Source organism: Nitratireductor mangrovi, assembly GCF_007922615.2.
GTDB classification, from domain to species: domain Bacteria; phylum Pseudomonadota; class Alphaproteobacteria; order Rhizobiales; family Rhizobiaceae; genus Mangrovimarina; species Mangrovimarina mangrovi.
In genome coordinates, this window is record NZ_CP042301.2 from 2,879,786 (window position 1) to 2,897,758 (window position 17,973).

20 protein-coding genes are annotated in these 17,973 nt (G+C 62.8%); all 20 read left to right on the plus strand.

Annotated features, from left to right (window positions below):
- The first annotated feature begins 23 nt into the window (after positions 1-23).
- Positions 24-1,670, plus strand: coding sequence for a flagellar basal-body MS-ring/collar protein FliF (gene fliF, locus FQ775_RS14065; protein ID WP_146301345.1), 1,647 nt, complete (start codon positions 24-26; stop codon positions 1,668-1,670).
- On the plus strand, positions 1,670-2,314 hold the full coding sequence (locus FQ775_RS14070; RefSeq protein ID WP_146301346.1) for a hypothetical protein: 645 nt from the start codon (positions 1,670-1,672) through the stop codon (positions 2,312-2,314). The genes fliF and FQ775_RS14070 overlap by 1 nt, the downstream gene beginning before the upstream one ends.
- Entirely contained in the window at positions 2,311-3,642 is a 1,332-nt protein-coding gene (locus FQ775_RS14075; protein ID WP_246730130.1) for a MotB family protein, read from the plus strand. The genes FQ775_RS14070 and FQ775_RS14075 overlap by 4 nt, the downstream gene beginning before the upstream one ends.
- Entirely contained in the window at positions 3,639-4,976 is a 1,338-nt protein-coding gene (locus tag FQ775_RS14080; RefSeq protein ID WP_146301348.1) for a chemotaxis protein MotC, read from the plus strand. The genes FQ775_RS14075 and FQ775_RS14080 overlap by 4 nt, the downstream gene beginning before the upstream one ends.
- Entirely contained in the window at positions 4,973-6,232 is a 1,260-nt protein-coding gene (gene fliK, locus FQ775_RS14085) for a flagellar hook-length control protein FliK (protein ID WP_146301349.1), read from the plus strand. Before FQ775_RS14080 ends, fliK begins: the two co-directional genes overlap by 4 nt.
- Positions 6,171-6,734, plus strand: coding sequence for a transglycosylase SLT domain-containing protein (locus FQ775_RS14090; protein WP_146301350.1), 564 nt, complete (start codon positions 6,171-6,173; stop codon positions 6,732-6,734). Before fliK ends, FQ775_RS14090 begins: the two co-directional genes overlap by 62 nt.
- Positions 6,735-6,927: 193 nt before the next feature.
- Positions 6,928-7,596: a response regulator transcription factor gene (locus tag FQ775_RS14095; protein WP_146301351.1), complete on the plus strand. Its 669-nt coding sequence runs from the start codon at positions 6,928-6,930 to the stop codon at positions 7,594-7,596.
- Positions 7,597-7,729: 133 nt separating this feature from the next.
- Positions 7,730-8,989 (plus strand): flagellar hook protein FlgE, encoded by a 1,260-nt coding sequence (locus FQ775_RS14100; protein WP_146301352.1) that lies wholly within the window; start codon positions 7,730-7,732, stop codon positions 8,987-8,989.
- A 32-nt stretch (positions 8,990-9,021) separates the two neighbouring features.
- Positions 9,022-10,473 (plus strand): flagellar hook-associated protein FlgK, encoded by a 1,452-nt coding sequence (gene flgK / locus FQ775_RS14105; protein ID WP_146301353.1) that lies wholly within the window; start codon positions 9,022-9,024, stop codon positions 10,471-10,473.
- A 7-nt stretch (positions 10,474-10,480) separates the two neighbouring features.
- Complete coding sequence (locus tag FQ775_RS14110) at positions 10,481-11,533, plus strand: flagellar hook-associated family protein (protein ID WP_146301354.1); 1,053 nt, start codon at positions 10,481-10,483, stop codon at positions 11,531-11,533.
- A 41-nt stretch (positions 11,534-11,574) separates the two neighbouring features.
- Entirely contained in the window at positions 11,575-11,922 is a 348-nt protein-coding gene (gene flaF / locus FQ775_RS14115) for a flagellar biosynthesis regulator FlaF (protein WP_146301355.1), read from the plus strand.
- On the plus strand, positions 11,919-12,365 hold the full coding sequence (flbT, locus tag FQ775_RS14120; RefSeq protein WP_146301356.1) for a flagellar biosynthesis repressor FlbT: 447 nt from the start codon (positions 11,919-11,921) through the stop codon (positions 12,363-12,365). The genes flaF and flbT overlap by 4 nt, the downstream gene beginning before the upstream one ends.
- A complete protein-coding gene (flgD, locus tag FQ775_RS14125) occupies positions 12,362-12,760 on the plus strand; it encodes a flagellar hook assembly protein FlgD (RefSeq protein ID WP_146301357.1) in 399 nt (132 codons plus the stop codon). Before flbT ends, flgD begins: the two co-directional genes overlap by 4 nt.
- Positions 12,761-12,787: 27 nt before the next feature.
- Complete coding sequence (gene fliQ, locus FQ775_RS14130; protein WP_146301358.1) at positions 12,788-13,054, plus strand: flagellar biosynthesis protein FliQ; 267 nt, start codon at positions 12,788-12,790, stop codon at positions 13,052-13,054.
- 89 nt (positions 13,055-13,143) lie between these two features.
- Positions 13,144-15,240, plus strand: coding sequence for a flagellar biosynthesis protein FlhA (flhA, locus tag FQ775_RS14135; RefSeq protein ID WP_146301359.1), 2,097 nt, complete (start codon positions 13,144-13,146; stop codon positions 15,238-15,240).
- Complete coding sequence (gene fliR / locus FQ775_RS14140) at positions 15,240-15,983, plus strand: flagellar biosynthetic protein FliR (RefSeq protein ID WP_146302091.1); 744 nt, start codon at positions 15,240-15,242, stop codon at positions 15,981-15,983. The genes flhA and fliR overlap by 1 nt, the downstream gene beginning before the upstream one ends.
- A gap of 4 nt (positions 15,984-15,987) precedes the next feature.
- The gene (locus tag FQ775_RS14145; protein WP_146301360.1) at positions 15,988-16,389 is read left to right on the plus strand and encodes a hypothetical protein; all 402 of its coding nucleotides are present in this window, start codon (positions 15,988-15,990) and stop codon (positions 16,387-16,389) included.
- A 62-nt stretch (positions 16,390-16,451) separates the two neighbouring features.
- The gene (locus FQ775_RS14150) at positions 16,452-17,012 is read left to right on the plus strand and encodes a rod-binding protein (RefSeq protein WP_246730131.1); all 561 of its coding nucleotides are present in this window, start codon (positions 16,452-16,454) and stop codon (positions 17,010-17,012) included.
- Between the two features lie 26 nt (positions 17,013-17,038).
- Positions 17,039-17,467, plus strand: a complete 429-nt coding sequence (locus FQ775_RS14155) for a hypothetical protein (protein ID WP_246730132.1) — start codon at positions 17,039-17,041, stop codon at positions 17,465-17,467.
- On the plus strand, positions 17,464-17,967 hold the full coding sequence (locus FQ775_RS14160) for a hypothetical protein (protein WP_146301361.1): 504 nt from the start codon (positions 17,464-17,466) through the stop codon (positions 17,965-17,967). Before FQ775_RS14155 ends, FQ775_RS14160 begins: the two co-directional genes overlap by 4 nt.
- Positions 17,968-17,973 lie beyond the last annotated feature (6 nt).

Sequence of the window (17,973 nt, forward strand, 5' to 3'; positions counted from 1 at the left end):
TCTTTCTTCGGGGATGACGACCTTTGCCTCAACAACTCCAGACCATCATCGAGAACCTTAAGGCTCTGGGAGCGCAGCGCCTGATGATCATGGGCGGCATGGCCGCGCTGGTTCTGGCGGTGATCACCGTTGGATCGATCTATCTCAATCGGCCGGCGATGGAGACGCTCTATATCGGCCTCGACCGGGGCGACGTGACCAAGATCGGCGTCGTCCTGGGCGAAGCCGGTCTGACCTACGATATCGGGGCCGAAGGCAGTTCGGTCATGGTGTCGGCCGGACAGGCTGGCCGCGCGCGCATGATCCTGGCCGAAAAGGGTCTGCCGGCGAGCGCCAATGCGGGCTATGAACTTTTCGACAATGTCGGCTCGCTGGGCCTGACCTCGTTCATGCAGGAGATCACCCGCGTTCGGGCGCTCGAGGGCGAAATCGCGCGCACCATCCAGTCAATCTCCGGCATCAAGTCCGCACGTGTCCATATCGTCATGTCGCAACAGGCGAATTTCCGCCGCGAGGAGCAGAAGCCCACCGCATCGGTTGTCATCCGCACCCGAGGCATCGATGCTATCCAGAGTGCGATGTCGATCCGTCATCTGGTCGCCGCAGCCGTACCCGGACTGACCGCGGACAACGTCACCGTGCTCGACGCCGACGGCTCGCTCTTGGCCGCCGGCGAAGATCCCACCACCAGCTCGCTGAACCGGTCGATCTCGATCCAGCGCACGGTTGAAAGCCAGATTTCCGACAACATCTACCGTGCGCTGGCGCCCTATCTCGGCCATGAGAACTTTCGCGCCAGTGTCAAGGCCGTGGTCAACACCGACAGCAGGCAGATCGAAGAAACCATCTTCGATCCCGATTCGCGCGTCGAACGGTCAATCCAGGTGATCCGCGAGAACGATAACTCCAACCAGAGCACGACCGCCGCGCCGGCAACTGTCGAGCAAAATCTGCCTGACGAGCAGGATGCGGCCGGCGCAACGCCGCAATCGGTCGAGGAGCGCGAACGTCGCGAGGAAATCACCAATTACGAGCTGAACTCCAAGCGGGTCGCGACCGTCAGCAATGGCTACTCGATCTCGAAGATGTCGATCGCCGTCGTGGTGAACCAGGAACGCCTGGCCTCCGTCATCGGCGAGGGCGCAACACCGGAAATGATCGCCTCCCGCATCGCCGAGATTCGCGAAGTCGTGGCCACCGCGGCAGGACTCGACGAGGAGCGCGGCGACAAGGTTTCGGTGACGGCGCTCTCCTTCGTCGACCAGGCCGAAGCCGAGGCGGCTTCGGCACCGAGCTACCTCCAGATCGCCGCGCAATACACTGGCTCGATGATCAACGCGCTCGCCTTCGTGGTGGTCGTTTTCCTCGTCTCCTGGTTCGGTCTGCGGCCGCTCGCCGGCATGCTGACAAAAACTGACGAGGCGGATATTCCGAGCTTCGACGACCTGCAGCTTTCGATCGGCTCGCCGCTCGACAACATTGCGCTGCCGGATCCCTTGGCCGAAATGGAGCCGAGTGAAAACGACGTCATGGAGGAGCTGAAGATGCGCTTGCGCCCGGCGCCGCAGGAGCGCCTGGCCCAGATGGTCGACCTGAACGAAGAGCGCACCGCGGCGATCCTGCGCAAGTGGACCCAGGGTGAGACCGCGGCGGAGGCGATGGCTGGCTGATGGCACTTCTCTCACTTGCCGACGTGCTGATCGATTTCGGCAAGCGCGACGAGCCGAAGGTCCGCGCAGTCGATGAGTTCCCCGCCTTCGAGCGGGCGCAACCCGTCGAGGCAGCAGAGACCGGCGACCCCGCCCCTGACATCGATGCGATCGTCGCCGAAGCGGTGGCCAAAGCCGAAGCAGAATTTGCGGCGCGCCTGGAGGCGGAGCACGAGGAGAGGCTCGCGGCCGAGCGCGAAAGCCATGCTGGCGAGGTCGAGGCTTTGAACCAGCGGCTGGGCGAGGAACTGGCTACCCGGATCGAGGCCAGCTTCGGTGCCACGGAAGGTCGTTTGTTGGACCTTACGGCGGAAGTGATGAGCCGAATCCTCGGCACGATCCTGACCGAAGACCTGCAGCAGCGCTCGGTCGAACAGCTCGGCAACATCATCAGAACCGCTATTCGCGAGGCCGGCACGGTGCGGGTGAAGGTGCGTGGCCCGCTATCCCTCTACGAGCCCTTGACCGAGAAGCTCGGCGACCTCGCCTCGATGCTTGAGTTTTCCGAAACCAGCGGCCTCGATCTGACCGTCGAGCTTGACGAGGGCGTCTACGAGACACGGCTGGCTGAATGGTCCAAGGCGGCCGCGGAGGTGCTGTCGTGAGCCAGAACAGCCCGGATCATCCGCACGAAATCATCATCGTCAAGCATGGTCGCGGCGGAGATGAGGAAGGTCACCACGGTGGCGTGTGGAAAATCGCCTTCGCCGACTTCATGACCGCGATGATGTGCTTCTTCCTGGTCATGTGGCTGATAAATGCCGCCAACGAGGAGACCAAGGTCTCCGTCGCCAGCTATTTCAACCCGATCAAGCTCGTCGACCGCAACTCCAGCCGGCGCGGCCTCGATGACGTCGGCGCCGGACCGCAAAACAAGCAGGGAGCGGCGAGCGACGAGGAAAACCGGCAGTCGGCCAAGTCGGAAGGCCCTTCCGCAGGCGGCGGTGGCAACCAGAAGAGCGAAAAGGAAGGCGAAAGCTCCGAAACCGCGTCCGACGAACACCTTTTCTCCGACCCCTACGCGGTACTGGCCGAAATCGCCGCCGAGTCCGGCGAGTTGCAGAATCTGAGCGCCAAGGGCGACGGCGGCGCGGCAACCTCGGGCGCGGCTACCGGCGCGTCGGGTGGCGAATCCTATCGCGATCCGTTCGCACCGGATTTCTGGTCCAAGCAGGTCGAGCAGGACGAACCCGGCGAGCCGGACCTTTTCGAATCGCCGCGGGTCAAGAACGCCGAGGAAGGCACCGATCCCCGCAGCGGCATTCGCCATGACGATGCGTTCGAGGACGATCCGTTTGCCGCACAGGTGGACGGGGAGGACGAAAAGAAGGGCGCCGCCGATGGCGAGGGCGACAAGCAAGGCAAAGGCGATCAGGAGGCCGTCGGTGCCGGTCTCGGCGTCGGCAAGGATGGCAAGGGCAACGGGCAGGCCGAGGAGGCAGCGCAGACGGCGGAAAAAGTAAGCCCGGAGGCGGAAGCGGCAGCCAAGGAAATTCGCGCGGAGTTGGCCGCGGCTTTCGGCACCAACGAAAAGATCTACGAGGGCATCTCGGTCACGCCGACTGAAAAAGGCGTGATGGTGTCGCTGACCGACCAGTTGGACTACGGCATGTACGAGATTGGCTCGGCCGTCCCCCGTCGCGACCTGGTTGTGGCGATGGAGAAGGTGGCAACGATCCTCAATGGCCACAACGGCGCAATTACCATCAACGGCCATACTGATGGCCGCCCCTTCAAGAGCAAGGACTATGACAACTGGCGCCTTTCGACCGCGCGAGCGCACTCCGCTTACTACATGCTGGTGCGCGGCGGCCTGGACGAGAAGCGGGTAAGGGAAGTGGCGGGCTACGCCGACAGGCAACTCAAGGTGCCCGAGAAGCCCTTTGACGACCGCAACCGTCGGATCGAGATATTCCTGGAGACTAAGGGATGATGCTTCGGGCCGTCCTGGCCGCACTTCTGCTTGGCACCGCCATCGCGCCGGCGGCCGGCCAGGGCGCGGCGATGGAACCGTTCAAGATGGTCCGATCACTGCAGCTTGTGCAGGATCGGCTGGCGCGCGGCGATCATGCGGCTCTGCCGATGCAGCGCAAGCTGCTCGAGCTGACCGACGAGCGCTTTCGCACGGTGACCAAGGAAGAATTCACGGACCGGCGCAACTTCACCGCCCTGATGGTCTATGCCATGAGCGGCGGCAATCCCGACACGCTCGACATCGTGCTGTCGCGCTTGGTGCCGGAGGGCAGCGACCGCTCGCTCGGCCAGGGTGTGCTCGCTTATATGCGCGGGCAATTGCCGAAGGCGGCCGAGGAACTAGCCGCGCTCGATCCGATGTCGCTGGAGCCCGAGGTCGGCGCCTACCTGGCCCTGGTCAAGGGCTCCATCATCGCTCTCCGGCAGCCCGGCACGGCGGTCGGTTTCATGGATCAGGCGCGCCTTCTGGCACCCGGCACGCTGGTCGAGGAGGCGGCGCTTCGCCGCTCGCTTCCAGCCAGCATCGCGCTTGACCAACCAGACCGCTTCATGACGACGGTGGAGCGCTACGTCCGCCGCTTCCTTGCATCACCCTATGCCAGCGAATTCGCCGACGCCTTCGTCGAGGGCCTCGTGACCTTCGGCGACCGTATCGACGCCGAACGGATCGACGGCATCGTCTCGCTGATGCGCCCGGCCCAGCAGGAAGCGATCTACCTTCGCCTTGCCCGGCGCAGCACCATAAAGGGTCAGGTCCAGCGCTCCGCCTTCGCGTCGCAAAAGGCGCGCGAGGTCGCGCGCATGGCCCACTCGCCCGAAGACCCGCGCGCGACGCTTTATGCCGCGCTGGCCTCGATCACCGCTGAAAACGCACGCGAAGTGGTGGCCAGCCTCGAAAAGGTCGACCCTTCGAAGCTGTCGCCGCGCGACCGGCGCCTGTTCCTTGCCGCGCGCGCGATCGCCGACGAGATGCTCTCGCCGCCCGCGCCCCTGCCAGCCGTTGCCGAGATCGACGCCAGCTCCGCGAAAGCCGACGAGGACGAAATACCGGCCGAAAAGACCGCGGAAATGTCAGCTCCGGAAACGGAAAATCCGCAAAAGGCGACGAAATCCGCGGAAAAACAGATCGCCGACATGATCGAAAACGGCGGAACGCCCGCCAGCGACGGCCGCCCCGCCGGACCGCCCGACGAGGGCACTTCAAGGAACGCAGGGCTGGTCAGTTCGGTACGCAGCAAGCTCGACGCGATCGACAAGATGCTTGAGGCAGCCGACGAAAGGGAACTCAAATGACCGAAGCGGTCGGATCGTTTCCGGCACCCTCAGCGCCAAGGACCCCTGCCGGTTCCAGCAACAAGGGTAAGGATGGCGAGGGCTTCTCAGGCGTACTGGATGGCCGCAAGAAGGCCTCGGACGGTGGACGCTCCATCGCTGCCGAGAGACAGCCTGACAAACCGGACGAGCGCGAGCCGGATCGGCGCGTCGGAACCGCCACCAACAATGAGGATGGGGCCGCTCAGGACGGCACGACCAGCAGGGCGCAGGTTCCCTTCCTGCTCACGGCGCAGGCGAGCGCATCGATGCGGATCGTGCTTGGTCAGAAAGGCGAGACCGACACTCCGGTAGACGAGGCGGTCGGCGAACAGGGCGACGACGAAAGCCTGGGCGAAGAAGAACTCGAGCAAGGCGCCGAGGATGTGGCGACACTGTCGGCCGCAGGAGCCATCACCACGCTCGGACAGGCACTCACGGACAGGCGCGGCGCACAGGAAGCGCCGCGCGCGCAGCCCGGCGTAACCCGGGGGGAACCCGACGGCCTCGCACGCGCGGCGGCCAACAACCCCGAAACTGTCGCTGGCGGAGATGACGGTAAGGACGCGGCCAGCACCAGAAAGCCAACCGGTGACGCCGACAACATCGTCGCGAAAATCACCACTTCCATCACTGCTGAAGTCAAGGACAGCCTGCCCGTCAGGGTCACCGTGATCTCGGAAGCCAATCATGTCGGCATCGCGCCGGCTCAATCGGGCCAGACGGGAACGGCTCTTGCAAGAATTATCGCCTCCGACGGCGATTGGCGTGCGTTCGCGTCCGCGGCGAGTGCGCCAGCAGACGCCCCCGAAAGCCACTTTCACGCACCAGTGCGCGACCTCAAAATCCAGCTGCAACCGGTCTCGCTTGGCACCGTCAACGCGCGCCTGCGGGTAGAGGGAGAGCAACTAAGGGTTGAGATTCGCGTCGAGAACGCAGAGGCATTTCAGCGCCTTTCGGCCGATCGCGACGCAATAGTCACCTCGCTCCGCGGCCTCGGGTTCAAGGTCGACGAGGTCGCGATCGTCCAGCAGCCCGCTGCAACGAACAACGGCCAGAGCGGCGCCTCGGCGCGGGACGGCAACGCGGCTTCCGGGCACTCGTCGGGTTCCGAACGCCAGCACGATGGGCAGCCGGGTTCCGGCCGCAGACAGTTCGACAACAGCGAGAGGAACGATGCGAAAGGCGACGGCCGCGCGGCTGCTTCCAGCTCTTCTTCTGGCGGCATCTATATCTGAAGCATCTGCCGCGAACCCTTGTGAGGGCGAGATCCTGCGCGCCTCGCAGAAGCACGGTGTCCCGGTGGGCATACTATATGCGGTGGGTCTGACCGAGACGGGCCGCAAGGGAAGCCTTCAGCCCTACGCCCTCAACATCGAGGGCCGCACGGTCTTCGCGCGCAGTCCGACGGACGCGGTGCGTGAATTCAAGCAGGCGCGAGCCGGCGGCGCGAAACTGATCGATCTCGGCTGCATGCAGATCAACCACCATTACCACGCCAGCCATTTCACAGACGTGGCAGACATGCTCGACCCACGCCGCAACGTCGACTACGCCGCGCGCTTTCTCGTTACCTTGAAGCGGCGCCATACAAGCTGGTCGATGGCTGTCGCTCGCTATCATGCCGGCCCCGACAACGACCCTGCGCAAAAGCGGTACGTATGCCGTGTCATCGCCAACATGGTTGCAACCGGCTTCGGGCGCTGGACGGCCAACGCGAAACGTTTCTGCAATCCGTAATTGCAACCGGGCGAGCTGCCAAGATCGGTGTCACAGCATCCTGCCGCCCTGTGGACAAGCTGTGGACAATTCGCATCCTGCCCCGACGTGAATCCCGATTTGATACATACAAGAAATCACGGTTGTCGACGATTCCTGCCAACAGGTACGCCTTTGCCAGGCGAACCATAAAACTGATTCGGAGGGCGGGCCGATGATTGTGATTGTGGATGAGCGTGATCGAGTAAAAGAGGGATATTCTTCGCTTTTCGGCAGAGAGGGCGTCCCGAGCGCAGGGTTCTGCGCAAGCGAGTTTGGCGAGTGGATATCGACGGCGGCGGAAGACGACCTCAAGGCGGTCGGTGCTTTCCTCATCGGCGAATGTGACAACCATCCTGTCTCACCACGCGCATTGCGAGAACGCTGTGGAGCGCCGGTGATTGCGCTCAGCGAACAGCACTCGCTGGAAAACACGCTGAAGCTGTTCGAGCTCGGCGTCGACGATGTCGTACGCAAGCCGGTGCATATCCGCGAGCTTCTCGCGCGCATCGCGGCGATCCGTCGCCGCGCGCAGGAGGACGAGCCCTATGCCGAGATCGGCAACCTGCGAATCTACACGAACGGCAAGGATCCCGAGATCGACGGCACGCCATTGCCGCTGCCGCGTCGGGAACGGCGCATCCTCGAGCATCTGGCCAACAATCGCGGACGCCGGGTGACCAAGACGCAGTTGTTCAACGCGATCTACGGCATTTTCGACGACGAGGTCGAGGAAAACGTGGTCGAAAGCCATGTCAGCAAGCTTCGCAAGAAGCTGCGGGAAAAGCTCGGCTTCGATCCGATCGATTCGAAGCGGTTCCTCGGCTATCGGCTCAACGTCTGATGGCAGAGCGCGGGAAGCGTTTCGCGTCCCGCGCTGTGCTGACGACCTGCTTCCCACGGCACCAATACAGTTTCGCGCAAGTCACGAACGATAGCCTCAATGGCAGCGGCGCTGACCACGAGGAGAAGTTGCAATGAGCCTCTACGGAATGATGCGGACCGGCGTGTCCGGAATGCAGGGACAGTCCAACCGGCTCGGCACCGTTGCGGACAACATCGCCAACGCCAACACCAATGGCTACAAGAAGTCGATGACCGAGTTCTCCACGCTCGTGGTGTCGAGCGGCGGAACCGGAACCTATTCTTCGGGCGGCGTGGTTTCCAACGTTCGCGCCGCGATCAGCCGCCAGGGCGTCATCCAATACACCCCGTCGGCGACCGACCTGGCGATCTATGGCGACGGCTTCTTCGTTGTCCAGGACACCGCGGGCCAGCCTTTTCTGTCCCGGGCCGGATCGTTCGTGCCCGACGACGAGGGCCGCTTGGTCAATGCTGCCGGCTTCTACCTGATGGGTTACAGCTTCGAGAACGGAACTCCTACCCCTGTCGGCAATTCCTTCGCCGGCCTGGAGCCGATCCGCGTGATCCAGCAGGCGCTGACTGCGATCCCCAGTACCTTCGGCACTTTCTCGGCCAATCTTCCCGCGGGCGCGGATATCGTGGCAGCGGGTGATCTGCCCTCGACCAACGGCGCCGGCTCGCAATTCACCAACAAGACCTCGATCGTCACTTATGACAGCCTCGGCGGCGAGGTTCTGCTCGACATCTACTTCTCCAAGACGGCGGCCAATGAGTGGGAAATCACCGTCTTCAACCAGGCCGACGGCACCAGCCAGACCGGCTTTCCCTACGGCTCGGCGGCGCTCGCCACGGATACGTTCACGTTCGACACGTCGGGTAAGCTCGCCGCGGGCAGCCCGGACAGTCTTCAGATCCAGGTTCCCGGCGGCGAAATTCTGGACCTCGACCTTTCCAATCTCAGTCAGCTTTCGGCTGGTTACATCCCGGGCGACGCCAATGTGAACGGCAGCGCCGCGAGTGCGATGAAGGAGGTCAAAATCGACGGCGACGGCACCGTCTTTGCGCAATACGAGAACGGGACGCTGCAGGAACTCTACCGAATCCCGCTGGCCAATGTCCGCAGCCCCGACGAACTCAGCATTGAAAGCGGCAACGTCTACAGCCAGAGCACGACCTCGGGCGACGTCTATCTCGGCTTTGCCGGCGAGGGCGGCTTCGGGGCTATTCGCTCCGGTGCACTCGAAGCGTCCAATGTCGACATCGGCGAAGAACTGACGGCGATGATCGAGTCGCAACGCAGCTACACTGCCAATTCGAAGGTATTCCAGACCGGCTCCGAGCTGATGGATATTTTGGTTAACTTGAAGAGGTAATCTGACGTGTATTCGTCGGAGAGATCAATGGAATGTCGCTGACGTCCGCTCTGGGCATCGCTCAAAACGCGCTTCTGACCACCGCGCGCCGCACCAGCGTCGTTTCGCAGAACATCACCAATGCGTCGAACCCGGATTACTCCCGCCGCACCGCGTTGCTTTCGAGCGAGGCGCCCGGCGTCCGCGTCGCGGAGATTCGGCGCGCTACCAGCGAGGCGCTGTTTCGCCAAAACCTTGACGCACTCTCCTCCTGGGAGGGGCAGAAGCAGCTTCTCGCCGGTCTCGACACCATCGCGCTTGCAGTCAACGGCGCCGACAACGCTTCGTCCGCGGCGACCGCGCTGGGCAAGCTGCAGGAAGCCCTTCAACTCTACGCCAGTTCACCGTCCAGTGCCACGCTGGCTGAAGGTGCTCTCGACGCAGCCCGCCAGGTCGTCAATTCGCTCAACAATGGCAGCCGGCAGATCCAGACTTTTCGCGCCAACATGGATGTAGAAGTCGGGCTCGCGGTCGACGATCTCAATAGACTGCTGGCTGATTTCGACGTTGCCAACAAGTCGGTCATTGCCGCCCGGGCGACAGGCCGCGACGCGTCCGATGCACTCGACCAGCGCGAGGCAATCCTCAAGCAGATATCGCAATATATCCCGGTTTCGACTTTCAACCGGTCGAACGACGACATGGTGGTCACCACCGCCGATGGGGCGACGCTCTACGAAACCAAGCCGCGCATGGTCTCCTTCGAGGCGACGTCAGGCTACGCGACAGGAACGGTCGGCAATGCCGTCTACATAGATGGGGTTCCGTATTCGCCGGGCAGCAAGGACGCCGTCTCGGGTCGCCTCGCCGGATTCCTGAGCCTGCGCGACGACGTCGCCGGCAAGCTGCAAAGCCAGCTAGACGAGGTTGCACGCGGCGTGATGACCGCGTTCTCCGAAACAGATCGTACGGGCGGCGGCGGGCCTGCGCTCGCGGGCCTGTTCACCTGGCCCGGCGGCCCGGGCTTGCCGCCGGCGGGCACCGTATCGACTGGGCTGGCTTTCTCCATCCGGGTCAACCCGGCATTTGATTCCGACGCCGGCGGCAATCCGAGCTTGATCAGGGACGGCGGCGCCAACGGCGCGGCCTATGTCGCCAACCCCGGCGGCGCGTCCTACGCGGGCCTGTTGATCGAATATGGCGACCGCCTCGGCGGTACGATGGCCTTCGATCCATCCGCCGGTCTCCCTGATGGAACAAGCGTACTCGACTTCAGCTCCGGATCGATCGGCTGGCTGGAGGCGCAGCGGCAGGGCGCTTCCAATGCCGAACTCTCAAGGAACGCACTGGTGGTCAGGACAGGCGAGGCCCTGTCCAACGAGACCGGCGTCAACATCGATGTGGAAATGTCGCTGCTGCTCGACCTGGAGCACGCCTACGAGGCCTCGGCGCGCATCATCCGTACGGTCGACCAGATGATGGCGACACTCCTGGACGCGGTGTGAGGGTGCTGTGAAGGTCTCATACGTCTCCTCGCAAGCCATTTCCCAGGCGCTCCGTCATTCGCTGCTGCGCATGCAGTCTGACCTGGTCGGCAGTCAGAAGGAGGCGCAGACGGGACGCGTGGCCGATACCGGCCTGGCGCTCGGGATTCGAACCGGGCAGGCCGTTTCGATGGCCCGCGACGTCGGCCGGCTGCAATCGATCGTCGACACCAACACTCTGGTGGCATCACGCCTTTCAGCAACGCAGGGCGCCCTCTCCCAGCTGGCCGAAGCCGGCTCGACCTATCTGTCGGCGCTCACCGCTGCGGTCTCCGGTGACGCCAACCCGGCAACAACGCAGCAGGCCGGCACGGTGATGCTGGAAGCGCTGACCGGCATCATCAACTCGAGTTTCAACGGCGAACATGTCTTCGCCGGCGTCAACACGGACGTTTCGCCGATCGCGCAATACCAGACAACGCCGCCCTCGGCTGCGAAGAGTGCTTTTGAGGCCGCCTTCCTTGCCGAGTTTGGCTTCACGAAGGACGACCCGGCCGCAGCCAACCTCAGCGGCGTCGACATCAAGGCCTTCCTCGACGGCCCCGTCGTCGACCAGTTTTTGGGCGCCGGCTGGCAGGCCAACTGGTCGAGCGCGACCGACCAGGGCATCACAACCCGCATATCGCTCAACGAAACGGTCGAAACCTCGGTCAGCGCCAACACCAAGGGCGTGCGCAAGCTCGCCATGGCGGCGACGATTGTCGCCGACCTCTTCAGCAGCGGACTGAGCGAAGGCGCCCTGGTGGAGATCGCCGACACGGCCACGCGGCTCGTCAGCGAAGCGATGGGCGACATCGCACAGGAGCAGGCGAAGGCCGGCTTCACCGAGCAGCGCATCAAGAACGCCAGTGAGCGCACCTCGATGCAGATCGATATCTTCAACGGCTTCCTGCAGGAAATGGAAGGGGTCGATCCTTATGAGGCTGCGACCAAGGTCAACGCACTCATCACCCAGATCGAAACCTCCTACGCGCTGACCGCGCGCATCCAGCAGCTCAGCCTGACCAGACTGTTGTCTTAACCCAGCGCCGGCCCCGGCAAAGAAACGAGCACGAACAGACGATGTATCAGTTCTCCTACGCCGACATACAATCCGAATCGGCTGCAGATGCGAAGGATCGCGAGCGGCAGCTGCTGACGCGCTCCATCGACCTTCTGGCAGCGGCCCGGGACACGGGCACGGATTCGATGCAGGCGATAGAAGCCCTGCATTTCCTCAACCGGCTGTGGACGGCCTTCGTGGAAGACCTCGGCAGCCCTGAGAATGGCCTGCCCTCCGAACTCAGGGCCAACCTGATTTCGATAGGCTTGTGGCTGCTGAGAGAGGCGGAATCGATCCGCCAGGGTGAGTCCGACAATTTCGACGGGCTGATCGAAGTGTCGCAGATCATCCGGGACGGCATACAATGAAGAACACGCTCAGGATCTCGCTGAAGGCGAACGAGAAGATCTACATCAACGGCGCGGTGGTGAAGGTTGACCGCAAGACCTCGATCGAGTTCCTGAACGACGTCCAGTTTCTGCTCGAAAACCATGTCATGCAACCCGAAGATGCCTGCACTCCGCTGCGCCAGCTTTATTTCATCGTTCAGGTCATCCTGATGAACCCGAGCGATTCCGCCGACGCGCGCGAAATGTTCCGCCGTTCGCTTCCGCTGCTGCTGGCAAGCTTCAGCAACGAGCAGGTGCGCGCCTCCCTGAAGCACGTCGACCGGCTTTTGTCGGAAGAACACACCTACGAGGCGCTCAAGATGATCCGTGGGTTGTTCCCGCTGGAGCGGGCGATCATGGCCGAGCAGGAAGCCATGCAGAAACCGATCGAGAACCTGGCGCTGGAGGCGCTTGCATCATGAACGTTGTGCCCGTCGCAGCCGGAGCAAACACCGCAGCGCAGGAAAGCTCCACCGGCCAGTCCAATCTGGTCGACTACAACTCGTTTCTGAAGCTCCTGGTCACGCAGATGAAGAACCAGGACCCGACGAAGCCGATGGAATCGACCGACTACATCGCGCAGCTCGCCACCTTCTCCCAGGTCGAGCAGACGCTGCAGACAAACACCAAGCTGGAACAGCTCATGCAGCTTTCCCTGCTCGGCCAGGCCGATGCGATCATTGGCCGAACCGTGTCATCCGCCGACGGTACGGTGTCAGGCAAGGTCGACGAGGTGCGGATCGGCAGCAACGGCATGGTGGCGATCCTCGAAAACGGCACCGAGTTCCCGGTCGGCCCCGGTATTGTGATAAGCTGAGCCGGCAAGGCCGGCGATCATGAACCGATGAACGAAGCCGACGCACTCGACATCGTCCAGTTCGCGATCTGGACCGTTCTGCTGGCCTCGGGCCCGGCGGTGACGGTGGCGATGCTGGTCGGCGTCTCGATCGCGCTGATCCAGGCATTGACCCAGGTTCAGGAAATTACCCTGACCTTCGTTCCCAAGATCATCGCCATCCTTCTCGCGGTCGCCTTCTCCGGCCCGTTTGTCGGTGCCCAGATTTCCTCCTTCACCAACGTTATCTTCCAGCGCATCGAGGGTGGTTTCTAACCAAACGGATGTCCCTTCACGGGCCTCGCGCAAGGTTGGGCTCCTAGTCTCCGGCGACCAGCGAATCTCCGGAAGCGACCAAGCTCGACATGGCGGCCAATCCAGTAACATTCACTCCCGTTCCGGCGGCAGCCGAGCGCAACGGCCGCGACGTCTTCTTCGCGATCGGCGTCATCACGATCCTGTCGGTGCTGTTCCTGCCGATACCGGCCTTCATGATCGATATCGGGCTGGCCTTCTCGATCGCGATGTCCGTGCTGATCCTCATGGTGGCCTTGTGGATCCAGCGCCCGCTCGACTTCTCGTCATTTCCGACGATCCTGCTGATCGCCACGATGCTGCGGCTGGCGCTCAACATCGCCACGACACGCGTCATCCTTTCGCATGGCAATGAAGGCACCAACGCGGCCGGCTACGTCATCGGCGGTTTCTCGAACCTGGTGATGGCAGGCGATTTCGTCATCGGCCTCATCGTCTTCCTGATCCTGATTGTGGTGAATTTCATCGTCATCACCAAGGGCGCGACGCGCATCGCCGAGGTCGGCGCCCGCTTCACGCTCGACGCCATTCCCGGCAAGCAGATGTCGATCGACGCCGATCTTTCGGCCGGCATGATCAACGACAAGGAAGCGCAGGCGCGCAGGCGTGAACTGGAAGAGGAAAGCTCCTTCTTCGGCTCCATGGACGGGGCATCGAAATTCGTCCGCGGCGACGCCATCGCCGGCCTGATCATCACCGGGGTCAACATCGTCGGCGGCGTCGCGATCGGCTATGGCCGTCACAACATGAACCTCGGCGAGGCCGCCGACGTCTTCGTCAAGCTGTCGGTCGGCGATGGGCTCGTGACGCAGATCCCTGCGCTGATCGTCTCGCTCGCCGCCGGCCTGCTGGTCTCGAAGGGCGGCACCCGCGGCTCGGCCGACGAGGCGGTCTTCGGCCAGCTCACCGCCTATCCGCGCGCCATGCTGGTCGCCGCCCTGCTGCTTGTCGTGCTGGCCTTCCTGCCGGGCCTGCCGTTCCTGCCCTTCATGGTTCTGGCGCTCATCCTATCGAGCATCGGCTACGCGATCCCGCTGCGCCAGAACCGGCGCATGGCCGAGGAAGCCGCCAGCGAACAGGAGCGCCAGCAGGCGGAGGCGGAGGAGGACAAGAACTCCATCAAGTCGTCGCTGAAGACGCCCGAAATCGAACTTCTGATCGGCAAGCAGCTTTCGGCGCGAATGCTCGCATCGCACCAGGAACTGGCCTTCCGCATGGGTAAGATGCGCAAGAAATTCGCGCTCGACTACGGCTTCGTGGTACCGGAGGTTCGCCTCACGGACGACTTCGCCATCCCGCCCAAGAGCTATCAGATCAAGATCCACGGTACGGTGGTGGCCGAGTACCAGATGCGGGTCGGCGAGGTCATGGTGCTTCTGGGCAGCAGCGAGCCGCCGGATGTTCCGGGCGAGGAAGTGCGTGAACCGGCCTTCGGCATGCGCGCACTTTCCGTGCCCGAAACCTTTGCCGAGGACATGAAGCGCGAGAATTTCCCCGTCGCCGACAACCTCTCGGTGCTGCTCACGCACCTTTCCGAGGTTGTTCGCAACAATCTGCCGCAGCTCCTGTCATACAAGGACATGAAGACACTGATCGAGCGGCTCGACCCCGAATACAAGAAGCTTGCCGAAGAGATCTGCACCAGCCACATCTCCTATCCCGGCCTGCAGGCGGTGCTAAAGCTGCTGCTGGCGGAACGTGTCTCAATCCGCAACCTGCACCTGATCATCGAGGCGATCGCCGAAATCGCACCGCATGTACGCCGCACCGAACAGATCGTCGAACATGTCCGCATCCGCATGTCACAGCAGATCTGCGGTGACCTGTCGGAGGCGGGCACGCTCAAGGTACTTCGGCTCGGCAATCGCTGGGATCTCGCCTTCCATCAGTCGCTCAAGCGCGACGCCAAGGGCGAGGTCCGCGAATTCGACATCGATCCGCGGCTGCTGGAGGAGTTCGGCCAAGAGGCCTCCAAGGTTATCCGCCAGCATTTCGACTCGGGCGCACGCTTCGCGCTGGTCACCGCTCCAGACGCCCGGCCCTATGTGCGCATGATCATCGAGCGCCTGTTCCCGACGCTCCCCGTGCTCTCACATGTCGAGATCGCCAAGGGGGTCGAGATCAAGGTGCTCGGCGCCTTGTCGTGATCACCGACCAGATCGTCATCACGGCATTCCTGGCGTTCTGCCGCATCGGCGCCTGTTTCATGATCATGCCGGGGCTCTCGAGCGTCCGTGTTCCCGTTCAGATCCGGCTCTTCGTCGCTATCGCGGCGACCGGCGCGTTGCTCATCCATCTTTGGGACAGCCTGCTCCCCTATGCCAGCCGGGAGCCCGTCGTTCTGGCGCCGCTGATCGTTTCCGAACTTCTGACCGGGGCACTGATCGGGCTCGTCGCGCGGCTGTACATCCTTGCCCTGCAATTCGCCGGTTCGGCGATCGCCATGCTGTCGGGCTATGGCAACATGATCACCCAAGGCATCGAGGAAGTAGAGCCTCAGGCTGCTGTGACCAATCTGATCACCCTTTCGGCTCTGCTCTTGCTGTTCATCTTCAATTTCCATCACGAGATCATCAAGGCACTGGTGAACTCGTACACGGTCGCCCCGCCCAATCTGCTCTTCAATCCGCAGTCGGCCCTGACCGACATCGTCGATACGTTGGCGGAAGCGTTCTTCGTCACCCTACGGCTGGCGAGCCCTTTCATCGCGTACGGGATCATCGTCAATCTGGCCATCGGCTTCGTAAACAAACTCACGCCGCAGATTCCGATCTATTTCATCTCCCTGCCATTCGTCCTCACTGGCGGCATCCTGCTGCTCTATCTCGGCACCGGCCCCATGCTCAGGCTTTTTGCCGACGCATTTGTGCCCGTCACGATCGGAAGGTAGGCCCATGGAGCGCAGCCATCGCCTGGCGAGACTGGTGAAGGTTCAGAACCAGTTGAAGGCCGTGCACGAAACCAACCGGGCCGCAGCCTTGCAGGAGGCGCACGCCGCCGAGGCGCGTGCGGAGGACATCATGGCGCGCAAGGGCGGCGACGGTTCGTTGTCGGAAGTCTTTCCGGATGTCTACGAGCGCGGCATCTCGCGCGCCTTCGAAAATCGAGACCGCGCACTGGCCAAGGCAGAGGCGGAAGCCGAGAAGGTAGCGGCCGAGACCGCTCGCGCCAGACTGCTGGAGCGTAACCACCGGGAGGCGTCGCGGAAGGAGGAACGCCAGCGCGAAGAACGCGCCGGCCTCGAAAATGTTGAGCGCATGCTTGCGGCACGCCGGACATCGCTCGACCACAAGTAAGGTTGCGGCAAGCTAAGTTTGCGAAAAACGCACTGTCACGAAACGGCAACGAGAGGACCGTCTTGGCCATATCGCCCCCCAGCGACATCGTCCTCGACGTTGCACGTGCCGTCGACGCCACAGAGATGGCCGCCGCACGCGAAAAGTTGAACTCGCTTGCCGGCAGCATTGCCGATTTCACCGTCTCTACAGCCGCCGACCTGCGTGCCAGTCTGGCGGACGTCGACAAGACCACGGGCGCGAGGCCGGAGGCGTTCCGCAAATTCGAGGGCATGGTGCTGCAGTCGTTCCTGCAACACATGCTGCCGACAGACGCAGGAGAGGCCTACGGCAAAGGGCTCTCCGGCGAGATGTGGAAAGGGCTGTTGGCGCAGGAACTTGCCGGTGTGATGGCCGAACGCGGCGGCATCGGCATCGCCGAGCGGGTCATGGGCGACTATTACATGGAAAACGACCGCCGTGTGGCGCTCGCAGGGGTAAACGGCAATCCGTTGGAACAGGCCGAGGCCGACACCCAATCACTGCTTTCGGTCGCGCTGATTCAGGAAATCCAGCGCACGATCGTGCGAAGCTTCGACAGCGACGTCCCGCCGCTGTCCGGCGAAGCGGTAAGCGGACGCTGACGCGATAACGAGGAAGCCACGGCAGAATGAACGATCCCGATTTCTATTCGCCGGACCCGGCACCGCGGCCAAACGCGCTCGCTCGGACCGTGCTGCCCGGCCCGAAGGCAGGCAACCTGCGCTCCATTATCCTTCGTATCGAAGAGGCGGTCGAAGCCGAAACGGAGGCAATTCGCAGCGACATCAATTTCGACCTCAAGGCGTCGAATGCACGCAAGAGCCGCTATCTCTACGAACTGAACCGCGCAGTGAAGGATGTTCCCGGCGCCGAAGCGCTCGCGCCCTACCGCGCTGACATAGCCCGGCTTCGAACGAAACTGGAAAGAAACGAGGCGGCCATTCGCGCGCACCTCAGCGCGGTCAACGAGGTGGCCAGTCTGCTGCAGGGCGCGATCGAACGCTCCGAGGCGGACGGAACGTACACGACCAACGCCTTCGCCGGGCGTGTTCCATGATCAAATTTGTCGTCGCTGCCCTCTGGATCGTCGCCGTGACCATCGGCTCGATCCTCTTCGCCTTTTCCTCGACCGGCGAAAAACCCAATGACGGCGACCGCGCCTATCTTGAGGGCCTGGAGTATTTCAAGACCGAGATCGTCTCGGTGCCGGTGATCCAGAAGGGTGAGGTTCGTGGATATTTTCTCACCCGCCTCGTCTATACGGTCGACCCGGAGAAGCTGAAAAAGCTCAAGCTTCCGCTCGACACGCTGCTCGTCGATCAGCTCTACACTTATCTTTTTTCCAACCCCCTGATCGACTTTTCGCAAACCGATACTCTCGACCTCGATGCCTTGCGGAACGGCCTGCGCGACAGCATCAACAAGCGCGTTAAGGACCAGTTGATCGAAGACGTCATGGTTCAACAGGTCGACTACCTGACCAAGAGTGACATCCGCGACAATGCCTTGCGCCGCCGCGACAGCAATGGCGGCAGCAACCGTCCCGTCCTTCGCTAGGGCAGA

What these genes read in the sequence shown, in the direction of transcription:
- flbT (WP_146301356.1), top strand. Translation starts at nt 11,919, where the DNA reads ATGAAGAACACGCTCAGGATCTCGCTGAAGGCGAACGAGAAGATCTAC.
- FQ775_RS14080 (WP_146301348.1), top strand. Translation starts at nt 3,639, where the DNA reads ATGATGCTTCGGGCCGTCCTGGCCGCACTTCTGCTTGGCACCGCCATC.
- fliQ (WP_146301358.1), top strand. Translation starts at nt 12,788, where the DNA reads ATGAACGAAGCCGACGCACTCGACATCGTCCAGTTCGCGATCTGGACC.
- FQ775_RS14145 (WP_146301360.1), top strand. Translation starts at nt 15,988, where the DNA reads ATGGAGCGCAGCCATCGCCTGGCGAGACTGGTGAAGGTTCAGAACCAG.
- flgK (WP_146301353.1), top strand. Translation starts at nt 9,022, where the DNA reads ATGTCGCTGACGTCCGCTCTGGGCATCGCTCAAAACGCGCTTCTGACC.
- fliK (WP_146301349.1), top strand. Translation starts at nt 4,973, where the DNA reads ATGACCGAAGCGGTCGGATCGTTTCCGGCACCCTCAGCGCCAAGGACC.
- flgD (WP_146301357.1), top strand. Translation starts at nt 12,362, where the DNA reads ATGAACGTTGTGCCCGTCGCAGCCGGAGCAAACACCGCAGCGCAGGAA.
- FQ775_RS14160 (WP_146301361.1), top strand. Translation starts at nt 17,464, where the DNA reads ATGATCAAATTTGTCGTCGCTGCCCTCTGGATCGTCGCCGTGACCATC.
- FQ775_RS14100 (WP_146301352.1), top strand. Translation starts at nt 7,730, where the DNA reads ATGAGCCTCTACGGAATGATGCGGACCGGCGTGTCCGGAATGCAGGGA.
- FQ775_RS14095 (WP_146301351.1), top strand. Translation starts at nt 6,928, where the DNA reads ATGATTGTGATTGTGGATGAGCGTGATCGAGTAAAAGAGGGATATTCT.
- flhA (WP_146301359.1), top strand. Translation starts at nt 13,144, where the DNA reads ATGGCGGCCAATCCAGTAACATTCACTCCCGTTCCGGCGGCAGCCGAG.
- FQ775_RS14090 (WP_146301350.1), top strand. Translation starts at nt 6,171, where the DNA reads ATGCGAAAGGCGACGGCCGCGCGGCTGCTTCCAGCTCTTCTTCTGGCG.
- FQ775_RS14070 (WP_146301346.1), top strand. Translation starts at nt 1,670, where the DNA reads ATGGCACTTCTCTCACTTGCCGACGTGCTGATCGATTTCGGCAAGCGC.
- FQ775_RS14155 (WP_246730132.1), top strand. Translation starts at nt 17,039, where the DNA reads ATGAACGATCCCGATTTCTATTCGCCGGACCCGGCACCGCGGCCAAAC.
- flaF (WP_146301355.1), top strand. Translation starts at nt 11,575, where the DNA reads ATGTATCAGTTCTCCTACGCCGACATACAATCCGAATCGGCTGCAGAT.